Consider the following 23,876-nt stretch of genomic DNA (forward strand, 5'->3'; position numbering starts at 1 on the left):
CGGCAATGACGCGCAAGACCCACACCATGCTTTTCGGATTGGGCCTACTGGGCGTCACGATGCTGTTCACGCTCTTGGTGGTCAGGGAGATTTTGGTTCGAATGGTCGGGTACGAGGCCAACGGAGTCGATCCCGTCATGTTGGCCATGTTTGCAATTGTCGGGGTACCAACTGCCTTCTGCGTGTGGGCGTTTGCCATACCGAAAATGCTCGAAAGAACTTTCTCCGGACCTCGAACACAGGCGGATGTCGATCGAGCCAAAGCGATTTTGCGTCCGATAGGATTGCTTGTTGAAGACCGCCCTTCCGAAGGAAATGTCGTGACCAACCGTGGCAGGCATGACGGCTCTGCGCGTGGCGGTTCGACCGAATCAAAGAAAGTCGATTGATGCTTCTCATCCGCTGTCCCTATTGCGAGGAAGAGCGCCCGGAACTCGAGTTCCGCAATGCCGGCGAGGCGCATATCGCGCGCCCGACCAACATTGCCGCCGAGAGCGACGACGATTTCGAGAAATTCTTCTTCATCCGCTCGAACCCGAAAGGCGTCATCTATGAGCGCTGGCGGCACATCCACGGCTGCGCGCGCTTCTTCAACGCCGTGCGCGATACCGTCACCGACAAGTTCGTCATGACCTACAAGGCCGGCGAGCCGAAGCCCGCGAAGTTGCCTGGAGCCTCGAAATGAACGCCGCCTTCCGCATCTCCGGCGCCGGGCGCCTGAAGCAGGCCAAGACCGCCTCCTTCAGCTTCGACGGCAAGTCGTATATCGGCATCGAGGGCGACACGCTCGCCTCGGCGCTGCTTGCCAACGGCGTGCATCTGGTCGGCCGTTCCTTCAAATACCACCGGCCGCGCGGCTTCCTGTCGGCCGGCGCGGAAGAGCCGAACGCGCTGGTTCAGATCGTTCGCGACGACGCGCGCAAGACGCCGAATGTGCGGGCGACCGTGCAGGAGCTCTATGACGGCCTCACTGCCCATTCGCAGAACCGCTGGCCCTCGCTCGCCTTCGACGTCGGCGCGGTCAACGACATGGCCTCACCGCTGTTCTCGGCCGGTTTCTACTACAAGACGTTCATGTGGCCGAAGTCGGCCTGGAAGAGCCTCTACGAGCCGAAGATCCGCGCCGCGGCCGGGCTTGGCGTTTCTCCGGACCGGCCGGACCCTGACCATTATGCCGCGCGCTACGCGCATTGCGAGGTGCTGGTGCTGGGCGGCGGTGCTGCCGGCATTGCCTCAGCACTTGCCGCTGCCGAAACCGGTGTCAGGGTGATCCTCGCCGACGAGCAGGCCGAATTCGGCGGCAGCCTGCGCTTCGAGAGCGGCGCAAAAATAGACGGCGAGAACGGCTATGCCTGGGCTCAAAGTGCGATCGCCAAGCTGAAGGCGATGGACAATGTCCGCGTGCTGCCGCGCACGACCGCTTTTGGGTATTACGCGCAGAATTTTGTCGGCCTGGTCGAGCGGGTCAGCGACCATCTCAAGGCTCCTGGCCGGGAGATGGCGCGCGAGCGCCTGTGGCAGGTCCGCGCCAAGCGCGTAGTGCTCGCGACCGGCGCCATCGAGCGGCACATGGTGTTCGCCAACAACGACCGTCCGGGCGTCATGCTGGCATCGGCCGCGCGCACCTATCTCAACCACTATGGCGTCGCCGTCGGTAGGAATGTCGGCATCTATACGGCGAACGACTCGGCTTACGCGGCCGCGATCGACCTGAAGAAGGCCGGCGTCAATGTCGCGGCAATCGTCGACCTGCGCGACAATCCGTCCGGCCCGGTGATCGACGAGGCGAGAGGCCTCGGCATCGAGATCAATTTCGGCCGCGCGGTGGTCAGCGCCGGCGGCAAGCTGCGCGTCTCGTCGATGACCGTGCAGCCGAAGACCGGCGGCGGCGAGCGCACGATTCCCGTCGATGCCATCCTGATGTCGGCGGGATGGACGCCGTCGGTGCATCTCTTCTCGCAGTCGCGCGGCAAGGTCGCCTTCAACGAGGAGACGCGGCGCTTCGTGCCGGGAACCTATGCGCAGGACTGCGTCTCGGTCGGCGCCTGCAACGGCACGGACGGGCTCTCCGCAACCATCGACGAGGCCTACGCGGCTGGCGCCAAGGCGGCGAAGGACGCCGGCGGCAAGGATTCCAGCGTCAAGACGGGCAAGAGCGCCAAGCCGAAGGTCGATGCCAGCGAGAGCTGGTCGCGCGGCATGCTGGGCGCCGCGCCCGGCGCCGGACCAGACACCACCGTCAAGGCGTTCGTCGATTTCCAGAACGACGTCACCGCCAAGGACATCCGCCAGGCGGTGCATGAGGGCATGCACTCGATCGAGCATGTCAAGCGCTTCACCACCAACGGCATGGCGACCGACCAGGGCAAGACGTCGAACATGCACGGTCTGGCGATCGCGGCCGAGACGCTCGGCAAGCCGATCCCGCAGGTCGGCCTCACCACCTTCCGCGCGCCCTATACGCCGGTCACCTTCGGCTCGATCGTCGGACACGCGCGGGGTCCGCTTTTCGACCCGACGCGCCGCACGGCGACCCATGGCTGGGCGGCCGCCAAAGGCGCCGTGTTCGAGGATGTCGGCCAGTGGAAGCGCGCCTGGTATTTCCCCAAAACCGGCGAGGACATGCATGCCGCCGTCAATCGCGAATGCGTGACGGTGCGCAAGACGGCCGGCCTGTTCGACGCCTCGACGCTCGGCAAGATCGAGGTGGTCGGGCCGGACGCGGCGAAGTTCATGGAGCTGCTCTACACCAACCCGTGGGAGAAGCTGGAGCCCGGCCGCTGCCGCTACGGCATCATGCTGCGCGAGGACGGCTTCATCTATGACGACGGCGTCGTCGGCAGGCTGGCGCCGGACCGCTTCCATGTGACGACCACTACCGGCGGCGCGCCGCGCGTCATGCATCACATGGAGGACTACCTCCAGACCGAGTTCCCTCACCTCAACGTGTGGCTGACCTCGATCACCGAACAATGGGCGGTGATCGCGGTGCAGGGGCCGAAGTCGCGGGACATCATCGCGCCGCTGGTCGAAGGCATCGACATGTCGGACGAGGCGCTGCCGCATATGTCGGTGCGTGAGGGCAAGATCTGCGGCGTGCCGACCAGGCTGTTCCGTATGTCCTTCACCGGCGAGCGCGGATTCGAAGTCAATGTGCCGGCCGATTATGGCGAGGCGGTCTGGGAAGCGCTGTGGGCCGAAGGCCAGAAGCATGGCGCGACCGCCTACGGCACCGAAACCATGCACGTGCTGCGCGCCGAGAAGGGCTACATCATCGTCGGCCAGGACACCGACGGCACGGTGACGCCGAACGACGCCGGGCTCGACTGGGCGGTCGGCAAGAAGAAGACCGACTTCGTCGGCATCCGCGGCATGGCGCGTGCAGACCTCGTCGCCAAGGGCCGCAAGCAGCTCGTCGGCCTGAAGACCAAGGACCCGAAGGTCGTGCTGGAAGAGGGGGCGCAGATCGTCGACGATCCGAAGCAGGCGATCCCGATGAAGATGATCGGCCACGTCACCTCCAGCTACTGGTCGGAGAATTGCGGGCGCTCGATCGCGCTGGCGCTGGTCGCCGGCGGCCGCGACCGCCTGGGTCAGACGCTCTACGTGCCGATGCCGAACGGCACGATCGAGGTAGAGGTCACCGGCATGGTGTTCGTCGACGAGAAGGGAGAACGCCTCAATGGCTAAGGCTGCCGCCAAGACAAAAGCCGCCGCGGCTTCCGGCTCCGTCGAGCGGCGTCCGGCGCTTGCCGGCCGCGCGCTGTCGGCGCCGGGCGTCAAGGTCGAGATCCTGCCTCCGGCCGAACGCATCTCGCTTCGCGCGCCGCAGGCTTCCATCGCCGCGCTCTCCAAGGCGCTCGGCGTGACGCTGCCGGCGAAACCGAAAACCTCGGCCGCGAAGGGCGGGCGCACCGCTCTGTGGCTCGGGCCGGACGAGTGGCTGATCATCGACGAGGCCGGCAAGGATCCGCTTGCCGATTGCGCCAAGGTGTCGGCGCTGCATTCGGCGGTCGGCATCTCGCATCGCAATGTCGCGATCTCGGTCGCCGGGCCAGCCGCTGCCGTGACGGTCAATTCGGGCTGCCCGCAGGACCTGTCGCTCGAGGCATTCCCGGTCGGGGTGGGTTCGCGCACCATTCTCGGCAAGTCCGAGATCGTGCTGTTGCGCACCGCGGCGGATGCATTCCGGGTGGAGTGCTGGCGTTCCTTCTCGGACTATGTCTTTACTTTGCTGTCGGAAGCGGCAAGCGACGCGGCGAACTGATTTTCCTGACCGCCGTTAACCGGAGGCGGCGTCGCAGGAACCATCGCCGATCCGTCCCCGTTGTTTGCGACTAGCGAGGGAGAAGGCCGATGCTATCCAAATCAGCGCCGAAGTCGCCCAAGAAGACCGCGGCGGTCCGTTCACTGGAGCGGGAGCAGCATCACGACATCGAGGATGAGGAACTTGAGGAAGGCCTCGAGGACACATTCCCGGCCAGCGATCCTGTTTCGATCACCAGCACTTCGATTACGGGCGCGCCTGCGAAGCCGGCCAAAGCCAAGACAGTGTCGCGACAGAAACAGCGCAAGAGATAAAACGTTCGCTTCGAGAGCGCCGGTATAAACGAAAACGGGCGGCCGAATGCCGCCCGTTTTCGTTTCCAGTTTTGCAGGTTTAGAGGCCGGGAACGAACCACGGGTCCACGTCGATACCGAGTCGCGGGCCGTTGGTCGTTTGGGTCTTGCTGGTGTCGGCCTTTTCGACCGAACCGGTCGCCGTGCAGTCGAGCGTCACATTGGTATGGGTCTGAGCGCAGGCCGCGGGAGCGTGCTTGGCCGGCTGGCTCGCACCGGCGAAAGCGGCACCCGAGAAGGCCAGCACGGTGGCGAGAGTGAGGATTGTCTTTTTCATCTTCCGTCTCCAGCAAATCTTCTTCCGTACGTGTACGATACGACGTACACATACGGTTAACGAAAGCTGAATTCAAGGGGGAATTTGTACGCGTACGACAAATTTTCTTGAACGTAGGAATTCGCCGCCGCGAATCAAACGATTGGCGCAGCGGAAAAACGGCGGGACAACCGGTCAGCAGTTGACGGGTGTTTCGGTGAGCGGGGGAATGTCCTGCGCCGACAGGGAGGCCAGCATGAAGTCGCACATCCGCTTCACATAGGCCTGGGGGTCGCCGAAGGGATAGAAGGGAAAGGTGATCAGCAGCGAGATCGTGCCGTGGCCGACCGTCCACAGCATGGTGGCGATGGCGCGGGGGTCGCCCTTGAGCTTGCCGGCGGCGACGCATGCCTCGACCCTTTTGATCAGCACCTTCATCGCCGGGTTGCCCTCTTCCATCTCCTCGTAACTGCGGCCTTCCGGCAGCTTGGTCTTCTCGGTCATGAACACGGTGCGATATTCATTGGGGTTGCCGAGGCCGAAGGCGGCATATTCGGTCATTACCGCCCGCAGCGCCTCGATCGGGTCATCGGCGGGATGCTCCTCGATGCGCCGGGCAAGCGTCTCGAAGGCATCCTCGGCCAGCGCGAACAGGATGTCCTGCTTGTCGGCGAAATAGGAATAGACCGACATCGGCGCGTAGCCGACCCGCTTGGCCAGCTTGCGGATGGTAAGCCCTTCGTAGCCCTCTTCCTGGACGAGCTTGTGGGCCGCGTCGACCAGCTCGGAACGAAGTTCGGCTTTTTGTTTTTCGCGGCGTTTCTGAACGCTCAGCGCCAATGTCCGCCTGCCTTTGTGGTTGGTTGCCTTACAAAATTATATACGCTGTACGGCAACGGACAAGAGCGCAGGCCGGTTCCGTAACGTCCGCTCAAATGGCGCCAATACCGCCGTCGAGCGCCAGCGAATGTCCGGTCATGAAGGAGTTGGCGGGATCGGCGAGATAAAGGATGCCGTTTACGATCTCAGCGACCTCGCCGACCCGCTTCATCGGCACACCGCGGGTCAACTCCGCCAGCGCTTCCGCCTCCGGCGCGCCGGTGGAACGCACGAAGCCGTCGACCATCGCCGTCCTGGTGTGGGCCGGACAGACGGCGTTGATGCGTATTCCCTTGCTGGCATATTCGACCGCCGCCGACCGTGTCAGTCCCATCACGCCATGCTTGGCAGCAGCGTAGACCGACAGCATCGGCGCGCCGGAGAGACCGGCCACCGAGGCGACGTTGACGATGGCGCCGCCCTTGCCGCTTTCCCTGAACTGGCGCTCCATCTGCGGGATCTGGTGCTTCATGGCGTAGAAGACGCCGAGCAGATCGACCTCGAGCACCCGGCGCGCTTCCTGCGATGTCACCTGCGGCAACCGCACGAAGGCGTGCACGATCCCGGCATTGTTGACGGCAATGTCCAGCCGGCCGAATTTTTGCAACGCCAGCTTCACCAGATCCTCCGAGAGCTTTTCGTCGGCAATGTTGCCGGCAAGAAGCGCGGTCTCGGCGCCTAGCGTCGCCGCGAAATCGCCGAGTGCCGCTTCGTCGAGATCGGAAAGGACCAGCCGCGCGCCCTCAGTGGCGAAGGCTTTGGCCGCGCCGCTGCCGAGCCCGCCGGTCGCACCGGTTATCAGCACCGTGGCTCCTTCGAAACGGCCCATCGCTCAACGCTCCGTTGTCAAAATCTTGCTGTCGATCAGCTCCACCGCGAGCGCGGCAAGCAGCTTCACTGCCTCGCCATAGGTCCTGGCCTTCTCCGGATTGGAGGCGTTGCCGTCGAGCGCGCGACGATAGACACCCTGGCAGATCGCCGCCAGCCGGAAGAAGGAGAAGGCGAGGAAGAACGTCCAATTGCCGATGCCCTCGATCCCACGCCGGCGGCAATAGGCGGCGACATAGGCTTCCTCGGAGGGCAGGCCGAGCATGGCGCGGTCGAGGCCGCCGAGACCGCGAAAGCCGGAAGCATGCGGCAGCCGCCACTGCATGCACTGATAGGCAAGGTCGGCAAAGGGATGGCCGAGCGTCGACAGCTCCCAGTCGAGCACGGCGATCACTCGCGGCTCGTCCTTGGCGAAGATCATGTTGTCCAGCCGGTAGTCGCCATGCACCAGAGAGACCCGGCCGTCATCGGTCGGCATATGCGTCTCCAACCAGGCAATCAGCCGATCCATGGCGGCGATCTCTTCCGTTTCGGAGGCGCGATACTGGCTGGTCCAGCGGGCGAACTGGCGCTCGAAATAGCTGCCGGGCTTGCCGAAATCGCTTAAGTCCACGGCCTCGACATCGACGTCGTGCAATGCGGCAAGCGTCGCATTCATGGCGTCGTAGACAGCAGTGCGCTCGTCATTGCTGGATTTGTTGGGGTCGGCTGCGTCCGGCAATGACGGATCCCAGAAGATGCGGCCGTCGAGGAACTCCATGACGTAGAACATGCGGCCGATCGGGGAATCCTCGCCGGACAGATGCAGCATGCGCGGCACCGGCACGGCGGTCGCGCCAAGCGCCTGCATGACCCGGAATTCGCGATCGACCTGGTGCGCGGATTTCAGCAATTGTCCCGGCGGCTTGGCGCGCAGCACGTAGCGGCCGCTGGCGGCGGTGAGCAGATAGGTCGGGTTCGATTGCCCGGATTTGAATTTCTCGATCGCGGAAAGGCCGGCAAAACCCGGGATATGCGCTTCGAGGTAGAGCGCAAGCGCTGCCCGATCTAGCACGTTGGCACCGTCGCTCATGCGGTCTCTGGCTGGCGCTCGATCAGCGTCAGGGTCAGCCAGCGCGCGGTGAGCGCCGGCTTCTTCGATCCCTCGATCTCGATGGTCACGTCGTGCGCCGTCTGCACCCAGCCGGACGACCGCACCTTGACGTCGGCCAGCACGAAATGGGTGCGGATGCGCGAGCCCGTCTTGACCGGCGCCAGGAAACGCAGCGTGTCGAAACCGTGATTGACACCCATCTTGGTGTTTTCGATCGGCGGCATGGTCTCGAAAGTCATCGCCGACAAAAGCGACAGCGACAGAAAACCATGCGCGATGGTGCCGCCGAACGGCGTTTCGCGCGCGGCACGCTCGGGATCGCAATGGATGAACTGGTGGTCGTCGGTGGCGTCGGCGAACTGGTCGATCATGCGCTGCGTGACCGTTCGCCAGGGCGACACGCCGACTTCCTTGCCGACGCTGGCCAGAAGCGTATCGAGACTGATCGGTTCCACCCTGATGTCCTCCGCACCCCGCCCGGACCGCGATTCCTTGAGCCGGACGCCTTATTCCTTGAACAATGTCATCCCGTGCTGCACCGACTGGCCGCCGTCGATCGGCAGGATGGCGCCGGTGACATAGCTTCCGGCACGGCTGCACAAATAGAGCGTTGCGCCGGCAATGTCATCCGGTCCCCCGATACGGCCCAGCGGAACGTGGTTACCGACATGTTTCGCCTGCTCCTCGGTGGCGGTGGCAAACGCCGTCATCCGGCTTTGGAAGGGGCCGGGCGCAAAGGCGTTGACGGTGATGCGGCGCCCCGCGAACTCGATCGCCAGCGTGCGCGTAAGGTGATGCACGGCGGCTTTCGACGCCGTGTATGAATAGGCATCGTCGGCCAGCGGCTGGGTCCCCATCACCGAGCCCAGATTGATCACGCGGGCAGGATCCTCGTCGCTTGCGGCGGCATCGAGCAGCGGCAAAAGTTCCCGCGTCAGGTGGAAGACGGCGGTGACGTTGACGCCGAAGACCTTCGCCCAGGCGTGGTAGGGGAATTCCTCCAGCGGCGCGCCCCAGGAAATGCCGGCATTGTTGACCAGGACATGCAGCCGGTCCGTCCGCACCTTAACCTCGGCGACCAGAGCTGCGATACCTGTTTCACTGGACACGTCGCCGGCAAAGCCCTCGGCCCGGCCGTCGCCTCCCTGCGCATTGAGCTCGCTGGCGACCCGGACGCAGTCCTCGCCCTTGCGCGAGGCGATCATCACGGTGGCGCCGGCCCGCACCAGCGCGGTCGCCACCATGCGGCCGATGCCGGTTGCTGCACCGGTCACCAGCGCGGTCTTGCCGGCGACCGAGAACAGCTTGTCGAGATAGCTCATCCTAATTCCTCCCACGTGCCTGGTCCCGGCCGGAACCGAAGGACTCGCGTTGACAAGGCTAGCCGAAGTACGGTCATCCTTGCCACGGGTAAAGATGCATCTGCGAAAGGGCCTGAACCGATGGTGGACATGAATCTCGGCATGACCGAGCGGCTGAAGCCGATCCATCAGCGCGTGGCCGCGATGGTGCGCGACGAGATCGCGCCGCTCGGCGAGGAGTTTCTGGCCGAGGTCGGCAGGAACGGCGACCGCTGGGCCTACACGGCGAGGCAGACCGAGATCCTGGAAGGGCTGAAGCAGACGGCGCGCAAGCGCGGCCTGTGGAATTTCTGGCTGACCGATTCCAAGCGCGGCTACGGCCTGTCGACGGTCGAATACGCCTATCTGGCGGAGGAGATGGGCAAGGCGCATCTCGGCGCCGAGACCTTCAACTGCTCGGCGCCCGACACCGGCAACATGGAAGTGCTGGAGCGCTATGGCTCAGAGGAGCATAAGCAGGAATGGCTCGAGCCGCTGCTCGAGGGCAAGATCCGCTCGGCCTATCTGATGACCGAACCGGACGTCGCCTCATCGGACGCCACCAACATCTCGATGCGTTGCGAGCGGAGCGGCGAGGATTATGTGCTGAACGGCGAGAAATGGTGGGCATCGGGCGCCGGCGATCCGCGCTGCGCCATCTATATCGCCATGGTCAGGACCGGGTCTGACGACGAGCCGCAGCATCGCCGGCATTCGATGATCCTGGTACCGGCGGAAAGCAAGGGCATCACCAAGCTGCGGCCGATGCAGGTCTATGGCGACGACGACGCGCCGCACGGCCATATGCATCTGAGGTTCGAGGACGTGCGGGTGCCGGCGGCGAACCTGATCCTCGGCGAGGGCAGGGGGTTCGAGATCGCGCAGGGGCGACTGGGGCCCGGCCGCATCCATCACTGCATGCGCGCCATCGGCCAGGCCGAGATGGCGCTGGAGATGCTGTGCCAGCGCTCGGTGCGGCGCGAGGCTTTCGGCCAGTCGCTGGCCAAGCTCGGCGCCAATTTCGACATCATCGCCGAGTGCCGGATGGAGATCGAGATGGCCAGGCTGCTCTGCCTCAAGGCGGCGTGGATGATCGACCAGGGCGATGCGCGCGCCGCCGCGCCCTGGATCAGCCAGATCAAGGTCGTGGCACCCCGCGTCGCGCTCAAGGTCACCGACGAGGCGGTGCAGATGTTCGGCGCGCAAGGCATCAGCCAGGACACGCCGCTCGCCCGCTCCTGGACACATCTCAGAACCCTGCGGCTTGCCGACGGGCCGGACGCAGTGCATCGGCGGCAGGTGGCGCGCAGCGAGCTCAGGAAATACACGCAGGAGAAGGTGTGATCGCCATGGCGCTTCCGTCGGAAATGAAGGCCTTGCTGCTTGTCGGCGACGGCTACACCAAAACGCCTTCGGCCGGCGCGCTGGAGGCGGTGGAGCCTTATCTTCGGCCGGGCAGCATCGCCGTGCCGGCGCCGGGACCGACGCAGGCGCTGATCAAGGTCGGCCTCGCCTCGATCAACCCGTCCGACATCGCCTTCGTCAAGGGGCAGTACGGCCAGCCGCGCGTGAAGGGCCAGCCGGCAGGCTTCGAAGGCGTCGGCATCGTCGTCGCTACCGGCGATGACCCCTATGCAAAGAGCCTGGAGGGAAAGCGCGTCGCCTTCGCCACCGGTGTGTCGAACTGGGGAGCATGGGCCGACTATGCGGTGGCGGAGGCCGCGTCCTGCATTCCGCTGCTCGACACGGTGCGCGACGAGGACGCCGCGGCGATGATCGTCAATCCGCTGACCGCGCTCGCCATGTTCGGCATCGTCAAGCAGGAAGGCGACAAGGCCTTCATCATGACCGCCGGCGCCAGCCAGCTCTGCAAGCTGATCATCGGGCTGGCGAAGGAGGACGGTTTCCGCCCGATCGTCACCGTGCGCCGCGACGAACAGATTCCTTTGCTGAAGGAGCTCGGTGCCGCCCATGTGCTCAACGAGAAGGCTGCGGATTTCGAGGCCAAGCTGCGCGAGGCGATCAAGGCCGAGCAGCCGCGCATCTTCCTCGATGCGGTAACCGGACCGTTGGCCTCGGCCATCTTCAATGCCATGCCGAAGCGTTCGCGCTGGATCGTCTACGGCCGGCTCGATGCCGAGCCGACGGTGATCCGCGAGCCCGGCCAGTTGATCTTCCAGCACAAGCGCATCGAGGGCTTCTGGCTGGCCGAATGGATGCGGCAATTCCGCGACCGGCTCGGCCCGGCGGTGCTGGAGGCGCAAAAGCGCTTTTCCGACGGGCGCTGGTCGACCGACGTGACGGCGGTGGTGCCGCTGGTAGAGGCGATGGCGCGGCTGCCGGCCGAGTTGGCCAAGCCGAACGGCAAGGTGTTTATCAAGCCGTAAGCGCGGACTTTCCTTCTCCCCGTTCTACGGGGAGAAGGCGCCCGAAGGGCGGATGAGGGGCGGCGCTGACCGCTGTGACTGGCCGTGCTGCCGGCGTTTCGCTATCGTCTGTATCAGGCGGTAATCTCGCAAGCAGGCGCTGCCCCTCACCTGCCTGCCCGTCCTCCGCAGCAGCTGCGCTGCAGCTGCGGAGGGTGGACCGGCATCCTCTCCCCGTATAGTGACGGGGAGAGGAGAGCTAATCATTCCGCCGGCTCGACGTTGGTATAAGCGGCCTCTTCGAGCTCGCGCTTCAGCCGTGCTTCCTCATGCGCCTTGGGCATGACGAAGCGGCCGAGCAGAAGGTAGGCGACAGGGGTCAGGAACAGCGTCGAGACGGTGGCCAGCCCGAGGCCGCCGACGATCACCCAGCCGAGAGCGATGCGCGCCTCGGCGCCGGCGCCCGATGCCAGCACCAGCGGCACGCCGCCGAGCACGGTGCAGATCATGGTCATCATCACCGGGCGGAGCCGTATGGTGGCGGCCTCCTCGATCGCCTGGCGCACGCCAAACCCGCGGTCTCGCAACTGGTTGGCGAACTCGACGATCAGGATGCCGTTCTTCGCCATGACGCCGACCAGCAATACCAGTCCGATCTGGCTGTAGGCGTTGAGGCTGGTGCCTGAGAGCAGCAGCGCGAAGATGGCGCAGGCCAGCCCGAGCGGCACCGTCGCCATGATGATGACGGCGCTGACAAAACTCTCGAACTGTGCCGCCAGCACCAGAAGGATGATGACCAGCGCGAAACTGAACACGGCGATCATGGCGCTGTTACTTTCGCCGAGCGTCGCCGCTTCGGCGAGCGGCAGGATACGCGCGCCCGGCGGCAGAAGCGGCGTCGCGATCTCCTCGGCGCGGGTCAGCGCTTCGCCGAGCGCGAAGCCGCCGCCGAGGTTGGCGGTGATCGCGACCGACGGCTGCTGCTGTTCGCGCGTCAAAGACGGCGGCACGGCGCGTTCGGTCAGCGTGGCGATGGTCGACATCGGCACGAAGCGGCCATCCGACGTTTTCAGGAAGATGTTTTCGAGATCGGTCGGATCGTTGATCGGGTTGGTGGTGGAGACCAGCTTCACGCCGTAGCTGCGGTCGGCTATGTAGACGTCGACGACATCGTTGCCGTCGAGCATTGCCTGAAGCGTGTCGGCGAGCCCGGTGATGTCGATGCCGAGGTCGGAAGCACGCTCGCGGTCGATGGCCACCGCCAGCTGCGGCTGCGTCGGATCGACGGAAAGCCGCGGCGTCTGGAAGCGCGGATCCTGGCGCATCTCGTCGACGATCTTCACCGCCGCCTCGCTCAACGCCTTGCGGTCGTTGCCGACCAGCGCGAATTGCAGGCCGTTGCCGGCACCGCGGATGCCGAGGCTGTTGGGCTGCACGGGGAAAACGCGCACGCTCGGCACCTGCTTGGTCAGGCGGCCGATGTCGGCCATGATCTCCTGCTGGCTGCGGCTGCGCTCGTCCCATGGCGCCAGCGTCATCACCATGAAGCCCGAGTTGTAGGAGCCATTGTTGCCGGCATTCTCGAAGGTCGAGCGGATCTCGCCGGAATCGCGCAGCGGCTGGATCAGCCGCTCGATCTTGCGCATCTGCTCGGTCGTGTAGTCGAGGCTGACGCCTTGCGGGGCGTTGATGCGCAACAAAACGACAGCGCGGTCCTCAGTCGGCGTCAGCTCCTGGCGGATGGTGCCGAACAGCGTGAAGGCGGTGCCGGCGAAGAGCAGTGCTGCGAGCACCACGATCCAGGGCGCGGCGAGGCAGGCATGAAGGCAGCGCTTGTAAAGGCGGTGCAATGCGCCGCCGATGCGGGCGCCGATACCGCTGCCGCCGTCGTGATGGAGGGAGACGCTGGAGAGCATGCGCGAAGCAAGCATCGGGCACAGCGTCAGCGCCACCACGCAGGAGAGCAGCACCGACATCGCCAGCACGAAGCCGAACTCGCGGAACAGGCCGCCGGTCTGTCCCGGCAGGAACGAGATCGGCACGAAGACCGCGACCAGCGTCAGCGTGGTGGCGACGACGGCGAAGAACACTTCCTGGGTGCCGAGCACGGCGGCCGCGCGCGGTCCCATGCCCTCGTTGCGGCGCCGCACGATGTTTTCGAGCACGACGATGGCGTCGTCGACGACAAGGCCTGTCGCCAGCACCAGCGCCAGCAGCGTCAGGATGTTGACGGAAAAGCCGGCGAGATAGATCGCGGCGATGGTGCCGATCATGGCGACAGGCATCGACAGGCCGGGGATCAGCGTCGCACGCCAGTCGAGCAGGAAGGCGTAGATGACGATGAGCACGATCGAGACGGAGAGCACCAACGCGATCTCGACCTCGTGCACGGCGCCGTTGACGAAGACCGCGTCGTCGCTGGTGACTTTGATCGACATGCCTTGCGGCAGGTTCTGCTGCAGCTTCTCGACGGCCGCCCTGACGCCGGTGGAGATATCCAGCGTGTTCGATTCCGCCTGGCGGATGATGCCGAGGCCGATGCCGGTCTTGCCGTCGGAGCGCAGCGAGGTCTGGCCGATGTCGGGGCCGAGCGTCACGGTGGCGACGTCGCGGATGCGGGTTGCGCCGCCGATGACGATATTTTCGAATTCCTCCGGCGTGGTGACGTCGGCGGTCGTGCGCACGATGAGGTCCTGGTTGGTCGTCGTGATCGAGCCGGCCGGGGAATCGAATGCCACCGAGGCGAGCGCCTTGCGCAGATCCGCTACGGTGAAGCCGTGGCTCGCCAGCTTGTTCTGGTCGACATCGATGCGGAAGATCTTGTCGCGATCGCCATAAACCTGGACGTCGGCGACGCCGGGCACGGCGGCGAGCTCATCCTCGATACGATCCTGCACCAGCACCGTCATGTCCTGCACCGACATGGTGTCGGAGGTGACGGCAAGCCGCATCACAGCGTCGGAATTGGCGTCGGCCTTGACGATGCGCGGGGCGTCGGCGGTCTCCGGCAACTGGTTGGTGATACGGCTGACGACGTCGCGCACGTCGGATGCGGCGACATTGAGGTCGACGCCGTCGTTGAACTCGATGGTGACGCGGCTCTGACCGAAGGACGAAGTCGACGAGATCGACTTGACGCCGGAGACGCGCGCGACGGCGCCCTCGATAGCGTCGGTCAACTCGCGGTCGACGGTTTCGGCGGCAGCGCCCTCGAAGGTGGTGTTGACGGTGATGACGGGGCGGTCGACATCCGGCAGTTCGCGCACCTCGACGCCCCAGAAGGCGGCCAGCCCTGCGACCGCGATCAGCGTGTTCAGCACGAAGGCCATGACCGGCCTGCGGATGAAGAGCGCCGTCAGGCCCGACCCCGCGGCCGGATCGCCGGAGGCGCTCATGAGCCTTCGGCTCCGGTCGCGCGGTCCTCGCCGGCGATGCGGACATCGCCGCCCTCGCTGACGCTCTGGGTGCCTTCGGTCACCACCATGTCGCCGCTTTCGACGGGAGCGTCGATCAGCACGGTCTCGGTGTTGCGCTGGATGATGCGCACCGGCACACGCTTGGCCTTGCCGTTCTCGACAGCCCAGACATAGGCGCCGTCGGTGCCCCACTGAATGGCCAGAGGGCTGACGGCCGGATAGGTGTCGCCGGGGAATTTCATGCCGATCTGGAACGACATGCCGGCGCGAAGCGAATCGGCCGGGTTGGCGATGGTCGCCTTGACGAGCAGCGTGCGGCTGTTCTCGTCGATATGGTTGTCTATAGCCGAAACCGTGCCGCTATAGACCTGATTGGGGTTGGCGAGCGGCGTGGCCGACAGTTGCGCGCCGACCTTGACCGCGGCAGCGAAGCGTTCAGGAACCCAGAAGTCGACCAGGATGCTCGAGCGATCATCGAGCGTGGCGATCGCCGACTGGCTGGTGACGTAGTTGCCGGCGGCGATGGGCAGGATGCCGACCGTGCCTTCGAGCGGCGCCACGATCGAGCGGCGCTCCAGCGCAAGCTCGGCATCGCGCAATGCCAGCTTGGCATTGGCGAGCGCCACCTCGGCATCGGCGACGGCCACCGGCGTGGCGGCATTGGAAGCCCGCAGCGACTTCACCCGGTCGAGTTTGGATTGAGCATCTTCAATCGCCACCTGGGCGCGATCGCGTGCAATGACCTCGGTTTCGGAGTCGAGCTTTGCGATGACGTCGCCCTTCTCGACATGGGTGCCGGACTGGACCAGCAATTCGGTAAGGCGGCCGGCGGAATACGGATTGACCGTCACGGTCGCGTTGGCGCGGCCGGTGCCGATCGCCTGCAGCCTGTCGTTGATTGTGGCGGTGCCGGCCGGCGAGGCGACGATGGTCACGACCTGACCTGCGCGGTTGCGTCCGGACCGGGCAGAGCCAGTCGAAGCGCTCTCCGTGGCAGGAGCGGCGATAGCCCAGTCCATGCCCCGGCGCGCCAATATCTCAGGCGCACTGGGATAGAAGCGTACCCAGGCGGCCGCGGCGGCGACCACGATCACAAGCGCAACAACAACCTGATTCCAGCTCGACATCGACACTCCAGCGGCAGGATTCGTCTACCGGTTCCAGGCGGAAGCAGGCACAGCGACGATACGGGCTGGGGGCGAAAACCGGCCACGCCACACCCCGATATCAGCGGTTTATGGCAATTATCACGCAATCGTGCACATTAAATCTCGGTAACGTGAAGCCGGATCGCGTGCCGACTTCCGGTTCGGCTTATTTTACGCAATTCCGAACGGAAAACCGCTACACACTTTTCCTGGGATTGCTTTAGCGTAGGCTTTCCAGGTCGCGGATGCGCTTGGCGCCGGCGGCTTCGAGCTGTCTCGTGACGGCGCCGATCAGCGTCTCGACGACGACGAGAAGCGCGGCCGAGGAATCCCAGGCCGAGGGCACGGCGGTGCGCCCGGCGATCACATGGCGGGCGAAGCGGGCGATCGGCGAGAGCCATTGGTCGGTGAACAGCACGATCTGCACGCCGCGCTGGTGCGCCTTCTCGGCGAAGCGGACCAGGCTCTCCTGGTAGCGCCTGATATCGAAGATCACCAGCACGTCGCGCTTGCCCATGTCGATCAGCCGGTCTCGCCAGATGCTCTCCTGGCCGGCGAGGTGGTAGACGTCCGGCTGGATGATGGCGAGATGGGCGGCCATGTAGCGGGCCAGCGGGTCGGTGAAGCGGCCGCCGATCAGGAAGGTCTTGCCGCGCCGCTCGGCAAGCCTTGTGGCGATATCGGCCAACTGCTTGTCGGAGAGGTGCCGGAACGTCTCGCGCATGTTGTCGAGCGTCGCCTCCAGCATCGGGGATGCGGCACCGCCGCTGGCGGGCGACGCCGGGTTGAGCGTGCGCGATGCCGGAGACTGCAATTGCGCGGCGAGTTCATCCTGCAGCGCCGACTGGAATTCGGGATAATTCTGGAAGCCGAGCCTGGCGACGAAACGCAGGATCGTCGGTGACGAAACCCCCGCTGCGGTCGAGAACTCGGCCACCGTCTTCAGCCCGGTCAGCGGATAATTGGCAATCAGCGTCTGCGCGGCGCGGCGCTCGCCCGCCGGCATGGTGCCGATGCGGTCCGAGATCAGTTCGGCAATGCTGGAAATCATCGTTTTCCCCACCCTTTGACCTGGTCGGCGCCGTTTTCGGAATTGGCGTTTGACAAAGCCGGGCAAACTGTATGAAATCATCCACAGGGACGCAATGAGGCAAAATACGTAACATACGATACAGCGCTCCCCAGGGGACGGCATTATGGAGAAAGCACGGCCCACCAGCCTTGCACCGTCGGAGACCGTAAGGGTGACCAACCCTGGCGGCTCGAGCCCCTTCGTCTTCACCTGCGACCACGCTTCGAACTTCCTGCCGGCGGAATTCGGCACGCTCGGCCTGCCGGTCGGGGACCTTTCCCGCCACATCGCCTGGGATCCCGGCGCGCTTCCCGTCGCAAGCCGCATGGCCGAGGCGCTCGACGCCACGCTGGTCGAAACCCGCGTCTCGCGTCTGGTGATCGACTGCAACCGGCCGCTCGACGCACCCGACCTCGTGCCGCCGGTCAGCGAAACGACGGCCATTCCCGGCAACACCGGCCTTTCGGACAAACAACGCGGCGCGCGGATCGACCTGGCGTGGCGTCCATTCCACCACACGATTGCGCAGATCATCGAACAACGGCTGGCATATGGCCAGGAGACGCGGCTTGTGTCGGTGCATTCCTTCACGCCGGTCTACAAGGGCAAGAGCCGGCCCTGGCATATCGGCATCATCCACGACGACGACCGCAGACTGGCAGCGCCGTTGATATCGGCGCTGCAGCGGCTTGCCGGCGTCAGCGTCGGCGTCAACGAACCTTATTCGCCGGCCGACCGCGTCTATTTCACGCTGGAAAAGCACGCGCGCCCACGCGGTCTTGCCTGCGCGATGATCGAAATCCGCAACGATGAAATCTCCGGCGAGACCGGGCAGCGGAAATGGGCGGACCTGCTCACAGGGATATTTTCGAATCTGGAGCCCGAGGAGGCCAGGGGCTCCCGACAACGCGTAATGGGAAAGTCAGTAGAGTCGGCCAGCTAAGAACCAACAGGGGACTTCCAACATGACAGCGCAAGACTATAACGAAGTCGACAAGGCGGAGGACATAAAGGTCCTTCACAGCATGGGCTATGCCCAGGAACTCGAGCGGCGCCTCAGCCGCTTCTCGAATTTCGCGGTTTCCTTCTCCATCATCTGCATCCTGTCCGGCGGCATCAACTCGCTGGCGCAAGCAACGTCGGGCGCGGGCGGCATCGGCATCGGCATCGGCTGGCTGGTCGGCTGTTTCGTGTCGCTCACCTTCGCGGTCGCGATGTCGCAGATCAGCTCCGCCTATCCGACGGCCGGCGGCCTCTATCACTGGGGCTCCATCCTCGGCAATCGCGGCACCGGCTGGGTGACGGCCTGGCTCAACCTGCTCGGCCTGATCACCGTGCTCGGCGCCATCAATGTCGGCACCTGGACGTTTTTCATCGGCGCTTTCGGGCCGGCGCTGGGCATCGAGGGAACGCTGACCAACCAGATGATCTTCCTGATCATCATCACCGGCGCCCAGGCGCTGATCAACCACCTCGGCATCAAGCTGACGGCGAAGCTCACCGACTTCTCGGGCTACCTCATCTTCTTCGGCTCGATCCTGATCGCGGTGGTCTGCCTGCTCTCGGCCGAGACCTGGGACTTCAGCCGCCTCTTCACCTTCCACAACTACTCCGGCGATGCGGGCAACGGTGTGTGGCCATCGGTGTCCAACGCCTGGGTGTTCGCGCTTGGCCTCTTGCTGCCGATCTATACCATCACCGGCTACGACGCGTCCGCGCACACGTCGGAGGAAACCATCAAGGCGGCTTCTTCGGTGCCGCGCGCGATGGTCATGTCGGTCATCTGGTCGGCGCTGTTCGGCTATCTGTTCCTGGCTGCGTTCATCCTGATGATCCCGAACATGGACGACGCCGCCAAGCAGGGCTGGAACGTGTTCTTCTGGGCCTTCGACCAGCGTGTCGGCACCGGGCTCAAGGAGTTCGTCTACCTCGTCGTATTCCTGGCGCAGCTCCTGTGCGGTCTCGCCACCGTCACCTCGGCCTCGCGCATGATCTTCGCCTTCTCGCGTGACGGCGGCCTGCCGGGTTCGTCGGCGCTCGCCAAGGTCAGCCCCGCCCACCGCACGCCGGTGGCGGCGATCTGGACAGCCTCGATCCTGTCGGTACTGTTCGTGTGGGGCTCATCGGTGGTCTCGGTCGCGGGCACCTCGGCCTACACGATCGTTGTTTCCTGCACCGTCATCTTCCTGTTCCTCTCCTTTATCGTGCCGATCGTGCTCGGCATGGCGGCGTGGGGAACGCCGAAGTGGGACAAGATGGGCCCTTGGAACATGGGCCGCGGCCTGTTCATGCTGTTCTCGGTCCTGTCACTCGTGTCGATGATCCTGATCTTCGTCATCGGCATCCAGCCGCCGAACGACTGGGCGCTCTACATCACCGTCGGCTTCTTCATCCTGACGGCGATCGTCTGGTTCGCCTTCGAGCGCAACCGCTTCCAAGGCCCGCCGCTCGGCGACATCATCGCGGCGCGCCAGGCGGCGATCAAGGCGGCCGAACAGGCGGTCGGCGAGACCGGCCACTGATACTTCACCTCATGACCATGGCCGGCATCATGCCGGCCATGGCCTCGTTTCTTCCTTTTCAACCGACAAGTACTGGAGTGCCAAAGGAATGGCCGGGAATTTCTCGTTCGATCAGTTGAAGCAAGCGGTCTCCAACGGCGAGATCGACACCGTGCTGGCCTGCATCGTCGACATGCAGGGACGGCTCGCGGGTAAGCGCTTCCTGGCCCAGTATTTCGTCGATTCCGCGCATGGCGAAACGCATGGCTGCAACTATCTGCTGGCCGCCGACATCGATATGGAGCCGGTGCCCGGCTACAAGGCGGCGAGCTGGTCGAAGGGCTATGGCGACTTCGTCATGAAGCCCGATCTTTCGACGCTGCGGCGTATCCCGTGGCTGGAAAAGACGGCGCTGGTCATCTGCGACGTGCTCGATCACCATGATCATGAGGATTTGGCACACTCACCCCGCGCGATCCTGAAGAAACAGATCCAGCGGCTCAAGGAGCGCGGGTATATCGGCTATTTCGCCTCCGAGCTCGAATTCTACCTGTTCAGCGAAACCTACGATTCCGCCCGCAGGAAGCATTGGCAGGGCCTCGACACCGCTTCGCCCTATATCGGCGACTACCAGATCGGCATCACCACCAAGGAAGAAGGCGTGATGCGCCGGCTGCGCAACGAGATGGAAGCGGCCGGCATTCCGATCGAGAACTCCAAGGGCGAGTGGGGCCCGGGCCAGGAAGAAATCAACGTGCGCTATGCCGAGGCGCTCGAAATGGCCGACCGCCACGTCATCCTGAAGAACGGCGCCAAGGAGATCGCCCACTCCGAAGGCAAGGCCATCTCCTTCATGGCCAAGTACAATTACGGCCTCGCCGGCAACTCCAGCCATATCCATAATTCGCTGTGGAGCGCCGACGGCAAGACGCCGCTGTTTTTCGATAAAAATGCGGAGTGGACGCTGTCGACGCTCGGTCAGCAATGGGCGGCGGGACAGCTCAAATACGCCAAGGAGTTCACCTGGTTCCTGGCGCCCTACATCAACTCCTACAAGCGCTTCCAGGCCGGCACCTTCGCGCCGACCAAGATCATGTGGAGCGAGGACAACCGCACCGCCGGCTTCCGGCTCTGCGGCGAAGGCACCAAGGGTATCCGCATGGAGTGCCGCATCGGCGGCGCCGACCTCAATCCCTATCTCGCTTTCGCGGCATTGATCGCCGCCGGCCTTGCCGGCATCGACGAGAAGCTGGAGCTGCAGAAGCCGTTCGTCGGCGATGCCTATCAGGCGTCGCAGCTGCCGGAAATCCCGAAGACCCTGCGCGATGCGACCGAGACGTTGGCGAACTCTGCCATGCTGGAGCAGGCCTTCGGCGAGGACGTGGTCGAACACTACGTGCACACCGCTCGCTGGGAGCAGTTCGAATACGACCGCCGCATCACGGATTGGGAACTGCACCGGGGTTTTGAACGGTATTAGGGTGCCGTGAGATCAGCACTGCCCTTCTCCTCGCGATGAGCGGGTGAGGGCAGTGGAGCCTCCACCGTCTCGCCGCCGGCATTCGGGAAGATGGTGGCGGCCGGCGCGTGAATGCAGCGCCAGGCAGATGACTTTCGATTGTTGCAAAACTGCGAGGAAGACATGACCGAAACGGTCAAACTCAAATCCCCCATCGACGGCTCGATCTATGCCGAGCGGCCGGTCGCAAGCGACCAGGCGATCAACGCGGCTGTCGAGCGCGCCAAGGCGGCGCAGGAGAAATGGGCCGAGACACCGATTGTCGAGCGCGGCAAATACATGCTGGCGATGCTGGAAGCGCTGGTCGGCATGAGCGACGAGATCGTGCCGGAGATCGCCTGGCAGATGGGCCGGCCGGTGCGCTATGGCGGCGAGTTCGGCGGCGTCAAGGAACGCACCAACTACATGGTCGAGATCGCTGAAGCTGCGTTGAAGCCGGTCATGGCCTCCAACCCGAAGGATGGGTTTAGCCGCTATGTGAAGAAGGTGCCGCTCGGCGTCGTGCTGGTGATCGCGCCGTGGAACTACCCCTATCTCACGGCGGTCAACACAATCGTGCCGGCGCTGATGGCCGGAAGTGCTGTCATCCTCAAGCATGCGGCGCAGACGCTGCTGGTTGGCGAACGGTTCCAGCAGGCGTTCGACAAGGCGGGCCTGCCCAAGGGCCTGTTCCAGAACCTGGTCATGAACCACGACCAGACCGAGAAGCTGCTCGGTTCGGGCAAGATCGACCACGTCAACTTCACCGGCTCGGTCGCCGGCGGCCGCGCCATCGAGAAGGCGGCGGCCGGTACCTTCATGACGCTCGGCCTCGAGCTCGGAGGCAAGGATCCGGCCTATGTTTTGCCCGACGCCAAGATGGACCATGCGATCGCCAACCTCGTCGACGGCGCCTTCTACAATTCCGGCCAATGCTGCTGCGGCATCGAGCGCGTCTATGTGCATGAGAAGGTCTATGACGAGTTCGTCGAAGGTTTTGTCGCCGAGACGAAGAACTATGTCGTCGGCAATCCGCTGGATGAGGCCACGACCATGGGGCCGATGGCGCAGGCGCGCTTCGCCGACCTGATCCGCGAGCAGAAGGCAGAGGCGCTGCGCAAGGGCGCCAAGGGGCATATCAACATGAAGGTCGAGAACGACAGAGCGGGCTCGCCCTATCTGGCGCCGGAAGTGCTGACCGGGGTCGACCACCAGATGAGCGTCATGCGCGAGGAAAGCTTTGGACCGATCGTCGGCATCATGAAGGTGCGCAGCGACGAGGAGGCGATCGCGCTGATGAACGACAGCCCTTACGGGCTGACGGCTTCGATCTGGACGCGCGACGCCGAGCGCGCGGTGGCGATCGGCGACCGCGTCGAGACAGGCACGGTGTTCATGAACCGCTGCGACTATCTCGATCCGGCGCTGGTCTGGACCGGCGTCAAGGACACCGGCAAGGGCGCGGCACTCTCGGCCATCGGCTACGACAACCTGACCCGCCCGAAATCCTATCACCTGCGCGAAACGATCTGATTTTTCGAAAGACAGAAAATGCCCAAGCTCATCTCCAAATGGAACTACCCCACCACCGTCCGTTTCGGCGCCGGCCGCATCAAGGAACTGCCGGATGCGCTTGCGGCGGCCGGCATCAAGCGGCCGCTTTTCGTCACCGACCCTGGGCTGGCGAAACTTCCGGTCGTCGCCTCGACGCTGAAAATTCTCGACGACGCCAAGGTGCCTTACGGGGTGTTTTCGGAGGTGAAGCCGAACCCGGTCGAGTCCAACCTCACCGCCGGCATCGCCGTGTTCAAGAAGGGCAAGCATGACGGCGTCATCGCCTTCGGCGGCGGCTCGGCGCTCGACCTCGGCAAGCTGATCGCCTTCCAGGCGGGGCAGACGCGCCCCGTGTGGGATTTCGAGGATATCGGCGACTGGTGGACGCGCGCCAACTCGGACGCGATCGCGCCGATCATCGCGGTGCCGACAACGGCCGGAACCGGGTCGGAGGTCGGCCGCGCCGGTGTCATCACCAACGAGGCGACCCACACCAAGAAGGTTATCTTCCATCCGAAGCTTCTGCCGGCGATCGTGATTGCCGATCCGGAGCTGTCGGTCGGCATGCCTGCCTTCATCACCGCCGGCACCGGCATGGATGCTTTAGCCCACTGCCTCGAAGCCTATTGCGCGCCGGGCTATCATCCGATGGCCGACGGCATCGCGGTGGAAGGCATCCGGCTGGTGTTCGAGAACCTGCCCAAGGCCTTCGCCAACGGCAAGGATCTGGTCGCCCGCGCCCATATGATGAGCGCCGCCGCGATGGGCGCGGCCGCCTTCCAGAAGGGGCTGGGGGCCATCCACTCGCTGTCGCACCCGGTCGGCGCGCTCTACGACACCCATCACGGCATGACCAATGCGGTGTTCATGCCCTATGTGCTCGCCTTCAACCGCGAGGCGATCGATGAGCGCATCGCCCGGCTCGCCGCCTATTGCGGCATCAAAGGCGGCTTCGACGGTTTCGCCAAGGCGATCGTCAAGCTGCGCAAGGAACTCAAGGTGCCGCACGCGCTGCCCGGCCTGATCAAGGGCCTCGACATGGACAAGAAGCGCAAGGCACTGATCGCCGACATGGCGGTGGTCGATCCGACGGCCGGCGGCAACCCGGTCAAGCTGACCAAGAAGGCGGCGCTGACGCTGCTCGATAACGCGATCGCCGGCTCCGTATGAGAGCCGGCTTCGGATGCCGAAAAGTTGAAGAAGACGATACCTAAGGAAAAAGGAGAGGGGGCAAAAAGCAAGGCAACTAACCATTAGCCGGAAAATTAAGTGCGGGCTAATTGCTACAGTCCGTTAAAAAGAGTT

Annotated in this window: 21 protein-coding genes; 12 read left to right on the top strand and 9 right to left on the bottom strand. The window is 64.5% G+C overall.

The genetic code is table 11. From position 1 onward, the window contains the following. Positions 1-5: 5 nt before the first annotated feature. The 5 genes from ABID26_RS06130 (at position 6) to ABID26_RS06150 (ending at position 4,581) form a co-directional block, all read left to right on the top strand. On the top strand, positions 6-389 hold the full coding sequence (locus ABID26_RS06130; RefSeq protein WP_354414492.1) for a hypothetical protein: 384 nt from the start codon (positions 6-8) through the stop codon (positions 387-389). Beyond that, positions 389-685, top strand: a complete 297-nt coding sequence (locus tag ABID26_RS06135; protein ID WP_067325793.1) for a sarcosine oxidase subunit delta — start codon at positions 389-391, stop codon at positions 683-685. The genes ABID26_RS06130 and ABID26_RS06135 overlap by 1 nt, the downstream gene beginning before the upstream one ends. Continuing rightward, positions 682-3,690: a sarcosine oxidase subunit alpha gene (locus ABID26_RS06140; RefSeq protein WP_292299751.1), complete on the top strand. Its 3,009-nt coding sequence runs from the start codon at positions 682-684 to the stop codon at positions 3,688-3,690. Before ABID26_RS06135 ends, ABID26_RS06140 begins: the two co-directional genes overlap by 4 nt. Continuing rightward, entirely contained in the window at positions 3,683-4,267 is a 585-nt protein-coding gene (locus tag ABID26_RS06145) for a sarcosine oxidase subunit gamma (RefSeq protein WP_292299753.1), read from the top strand. The genes ABID26_RS06140 and ABID26_RS06145 overlap by 8 nt, the downstream gene beginning before the upstream one ends. An 89-nt stretch (positions 4,268-4,356) precedes the next feature. Then, positions 4,357-4,581: a hypothetical protein gene (locus ABID26_RS06150; RefSeq protein ID WP_126092088.1), complete on the top strand. Its 225-nt coding sequence runs from the start codon at positions 4,357-4,359 to the stop codon at positions 4,579-4,581. 79 nt (positions 4,582-4,660) lie between these two features. On the opposite strand, the gene ABID26_RS06155 is transcribed toward ABID26_RS06150, so the two are convergent. The 6 genes from ABID26_RS06155 to ABID26_RS06180 all read right to left on the bottom strand — a co-directional run bounded on the left by ABID26_RS06155 (position 4,661) and on the right by ABID26_RS06180 (position 8,998). Continuing rightward, a complete protein-coding gene (locus ABID26_RS06155) occupies positions 4,661-4,897 on the bottom strand; it encodes a DUF680 domain-containing protein (protein WP_292299755.1) in 237 nt (78 codons plus the stop codon). A gap of 174 nt (positions 4,898-5,071) precedes the next feature. Next, a complete protein-coding gene (locus tag ABID26_RS06160) occupies positions 5,072-5,716 on the bottom strand; it encodes a TetR/AcrR family transcriptional regulator (RefSeq protein ID WP_292299757.1) in 645 nt (214 codons plus the stop codon). Between the two features lie 91 nt (positions 5,717-5,807). Continuing rightward, complete coding sequence (locus tag ABID26_RS06165) at positions 5,808-6,584, bottom strand: SDR family NAD(P)-dependent oxidoreductase (protein ID WP_292339058.1); 777 nt, start codon at positions 6,582-6,584, stop codon at positions 5,808-5,810. A gap of 3 nt (positions 6,585-6,587) precedes the next feature. Then, positions 6,588-7,655, bottom strand: coding sequence for a phosphotransferase (locus tag ABID26_RS06170; protein WP_292299761.1), 1,068 nt, complete (start codon positions 7,653-7,655; stop codon positions 6,588-6,590). Beyond that, the gene (locus ABID26_RS06175; protein ID WP_435528558.1) at positions 7,652-8,137 is read right to left on the bottom strand and encodes a MaoC family dehydratase; all 486 of its coding nucleotides are present in this window, start codon (positions 8,135-8,137) and stop codon (positions 7,652-7,654) included. Before ABID26_RS06175 ends, ABID26_RS06170 begins: the two co-directional genes overlap by 4 nt. 45 nt (positions 8,138-8,182) lie before the next feature. After that, complete coding sequence (locus ABID26_RS06180) at positions 8,183-8,998, bottom strand: SDR family oxidoreductase (protein ID WP_126098000.1); 816 nt, start codon at positions 8,996-8,998, stop codon at positions 8,183-8,185. 120 nt (positions 8,999-9,118) lie between these two features. On the opposite strand from ABID26_RS06180, the gene ABID26_RS06185 reads away from it, so the two are divergent. Both ABID26_RS06185 and ABID26_RS06190 read left to right on the top strand, forming a co-directional pair. Beyond that, entirely contained in the window at positions 9,119-10,360 is a 1,242-nt protein-coding gene (locus ABID26_RS06185; protein ID WP_292299763.1) for an acyl-CoA dehydrogenase family protein, read from the top strand. 5 nt (positions 10,361-10,365) lie between these two features. Continuing rightward, positions 10,366-11,403 carry a zinc-binding dehydrogenase gene (locus ABID26_RS06190; protein ID WP_292299765.1) on the top strand — a complete coding sequence of 346 codons (1,038 nt, stop codon included), beginning with the start codon at positions 10,366-10,368 and terminating at the stop codon, positions 11,401-11,403. Positions 11,404-11,645: 242 nt separating this feature from the next. On the opposite strand, the gene ABID26_RS06195 is transcribed toward ABID26_RS06190, so the two are convergent. The 3 genes from ABID26_RS06195 to ABID26_RS06205 form a co-directional block, all read right to left on the bottom strand. Beyond that, positions 11,646-14,777 carry an efflux RND transporter permease subunit gene (locus ABID26_RS06195; protein WP_292371380.1) on the bottom strand — a complete coding sequence of 1,044 codons (3,132 nt, stop codon included), beginning with the start codon at positions 14,775-14,777 and terminating at the stop codon, positions 11,646-11,648. Next, a complete protein-coding gene (locus ABID26_RS06200; RefSeq protein ID WP_354414508.1) occupies positions 14,774-15,925 on the bottom strand; it encodes an efflux RND transporter periplasmic adaptor subunit in 1,152 nt (383 codons plus the stop codon). The genes ABID26_RS06195 and ABID26_RS06200 overlap by 4 nt, the downstream gene beginning before the upstream one ends. Positions 15,926-16,166: 241 nt before the next feature. Next, entirely contained in the window at positions 16,167-16,997 is an 831-nt protein-coding gene (locus ABID26_RS06205; protein WP_292299773.1) for a MurR/RpiR family transcriptional regulator, read from the bottom strand. 145 nt (positions 16,998-17,142) lie between these two features. On the opposite strand from ABID26_RS06205, the gene ABID26_RS06210 reads away from it, so the two are divergent. The 5 genes from ABID26_RS06210 (at position 17,143) to ABID26_RS06230 (ending at position 23,741) form a co-directional block, all read left to right on the top strand. Beyond that, entirely contained in the window at positions 17,143-17,961 is an 819-nt protein-coding gene (locus ABID26_RS06210) for an N-formylglutamate amidohydrolase (RefSeq protein ID WP_292299774.1), read from the top strand. 22 nt (positions 17,962-17,983) lie between these two features. Further along, entirely contained in the window at positions 17,984-19,540 is a 1,557-nt protein-coding gene (locus ABID26_RS06215) for an amino acid permease (RefSeq protein ID WP_126098007.1), read from the top strand. A gap of 88 nt (positions 19,541-19,628) precedes the next feature. After that, entirely contained in the window at positions 19,629-20,999 is a 1,371-nt protein-coding gene (locus tag ABID26_RS06220; RefSeq protein WP_292299776.1) for a glutamine synthetase family protein, read from the top strand. A 162-nt stretch (positions 21,000-21,161) separates the two neighbouring features. Beyond that, complete coding sequence (locus ABID26_RS06225; RefSeq protein WP_354414511.1) at positions 21,162-22,550, top strand: aldehyde dehydrogenase family protein; 1,389 nt, start codon at positions 21,162-21,164, stop codon at positions 22,548-22,550. An 18-nt stretch (positions 22,551-22,568) separates the two neighbouring features. Then, complete coding sequence (locus ABID26_RS06230; RefSeq protein WP_354414514.1) at positions 22,569-23,741, top strand: iron-containing alcohol dehydrogenase; 1,173 nt, start codon at positions 22,569-22,571, stop codon at positions 23,739-23,741. The last annotated feature ends 135 nt before the right edge of the window (positions 23,742-23,876 follow it).

It is taken from the genome of Mesorhizobium shonense (assembly GCF_040545255.1).
Classification (GTDB): domain Bacteria; phylum Pseudomonadota; class Alphaproteobacteria; order Rhizobiales; family Rhizobiaceae; genus Mesorhizobium; species Mesorhizobium shonense.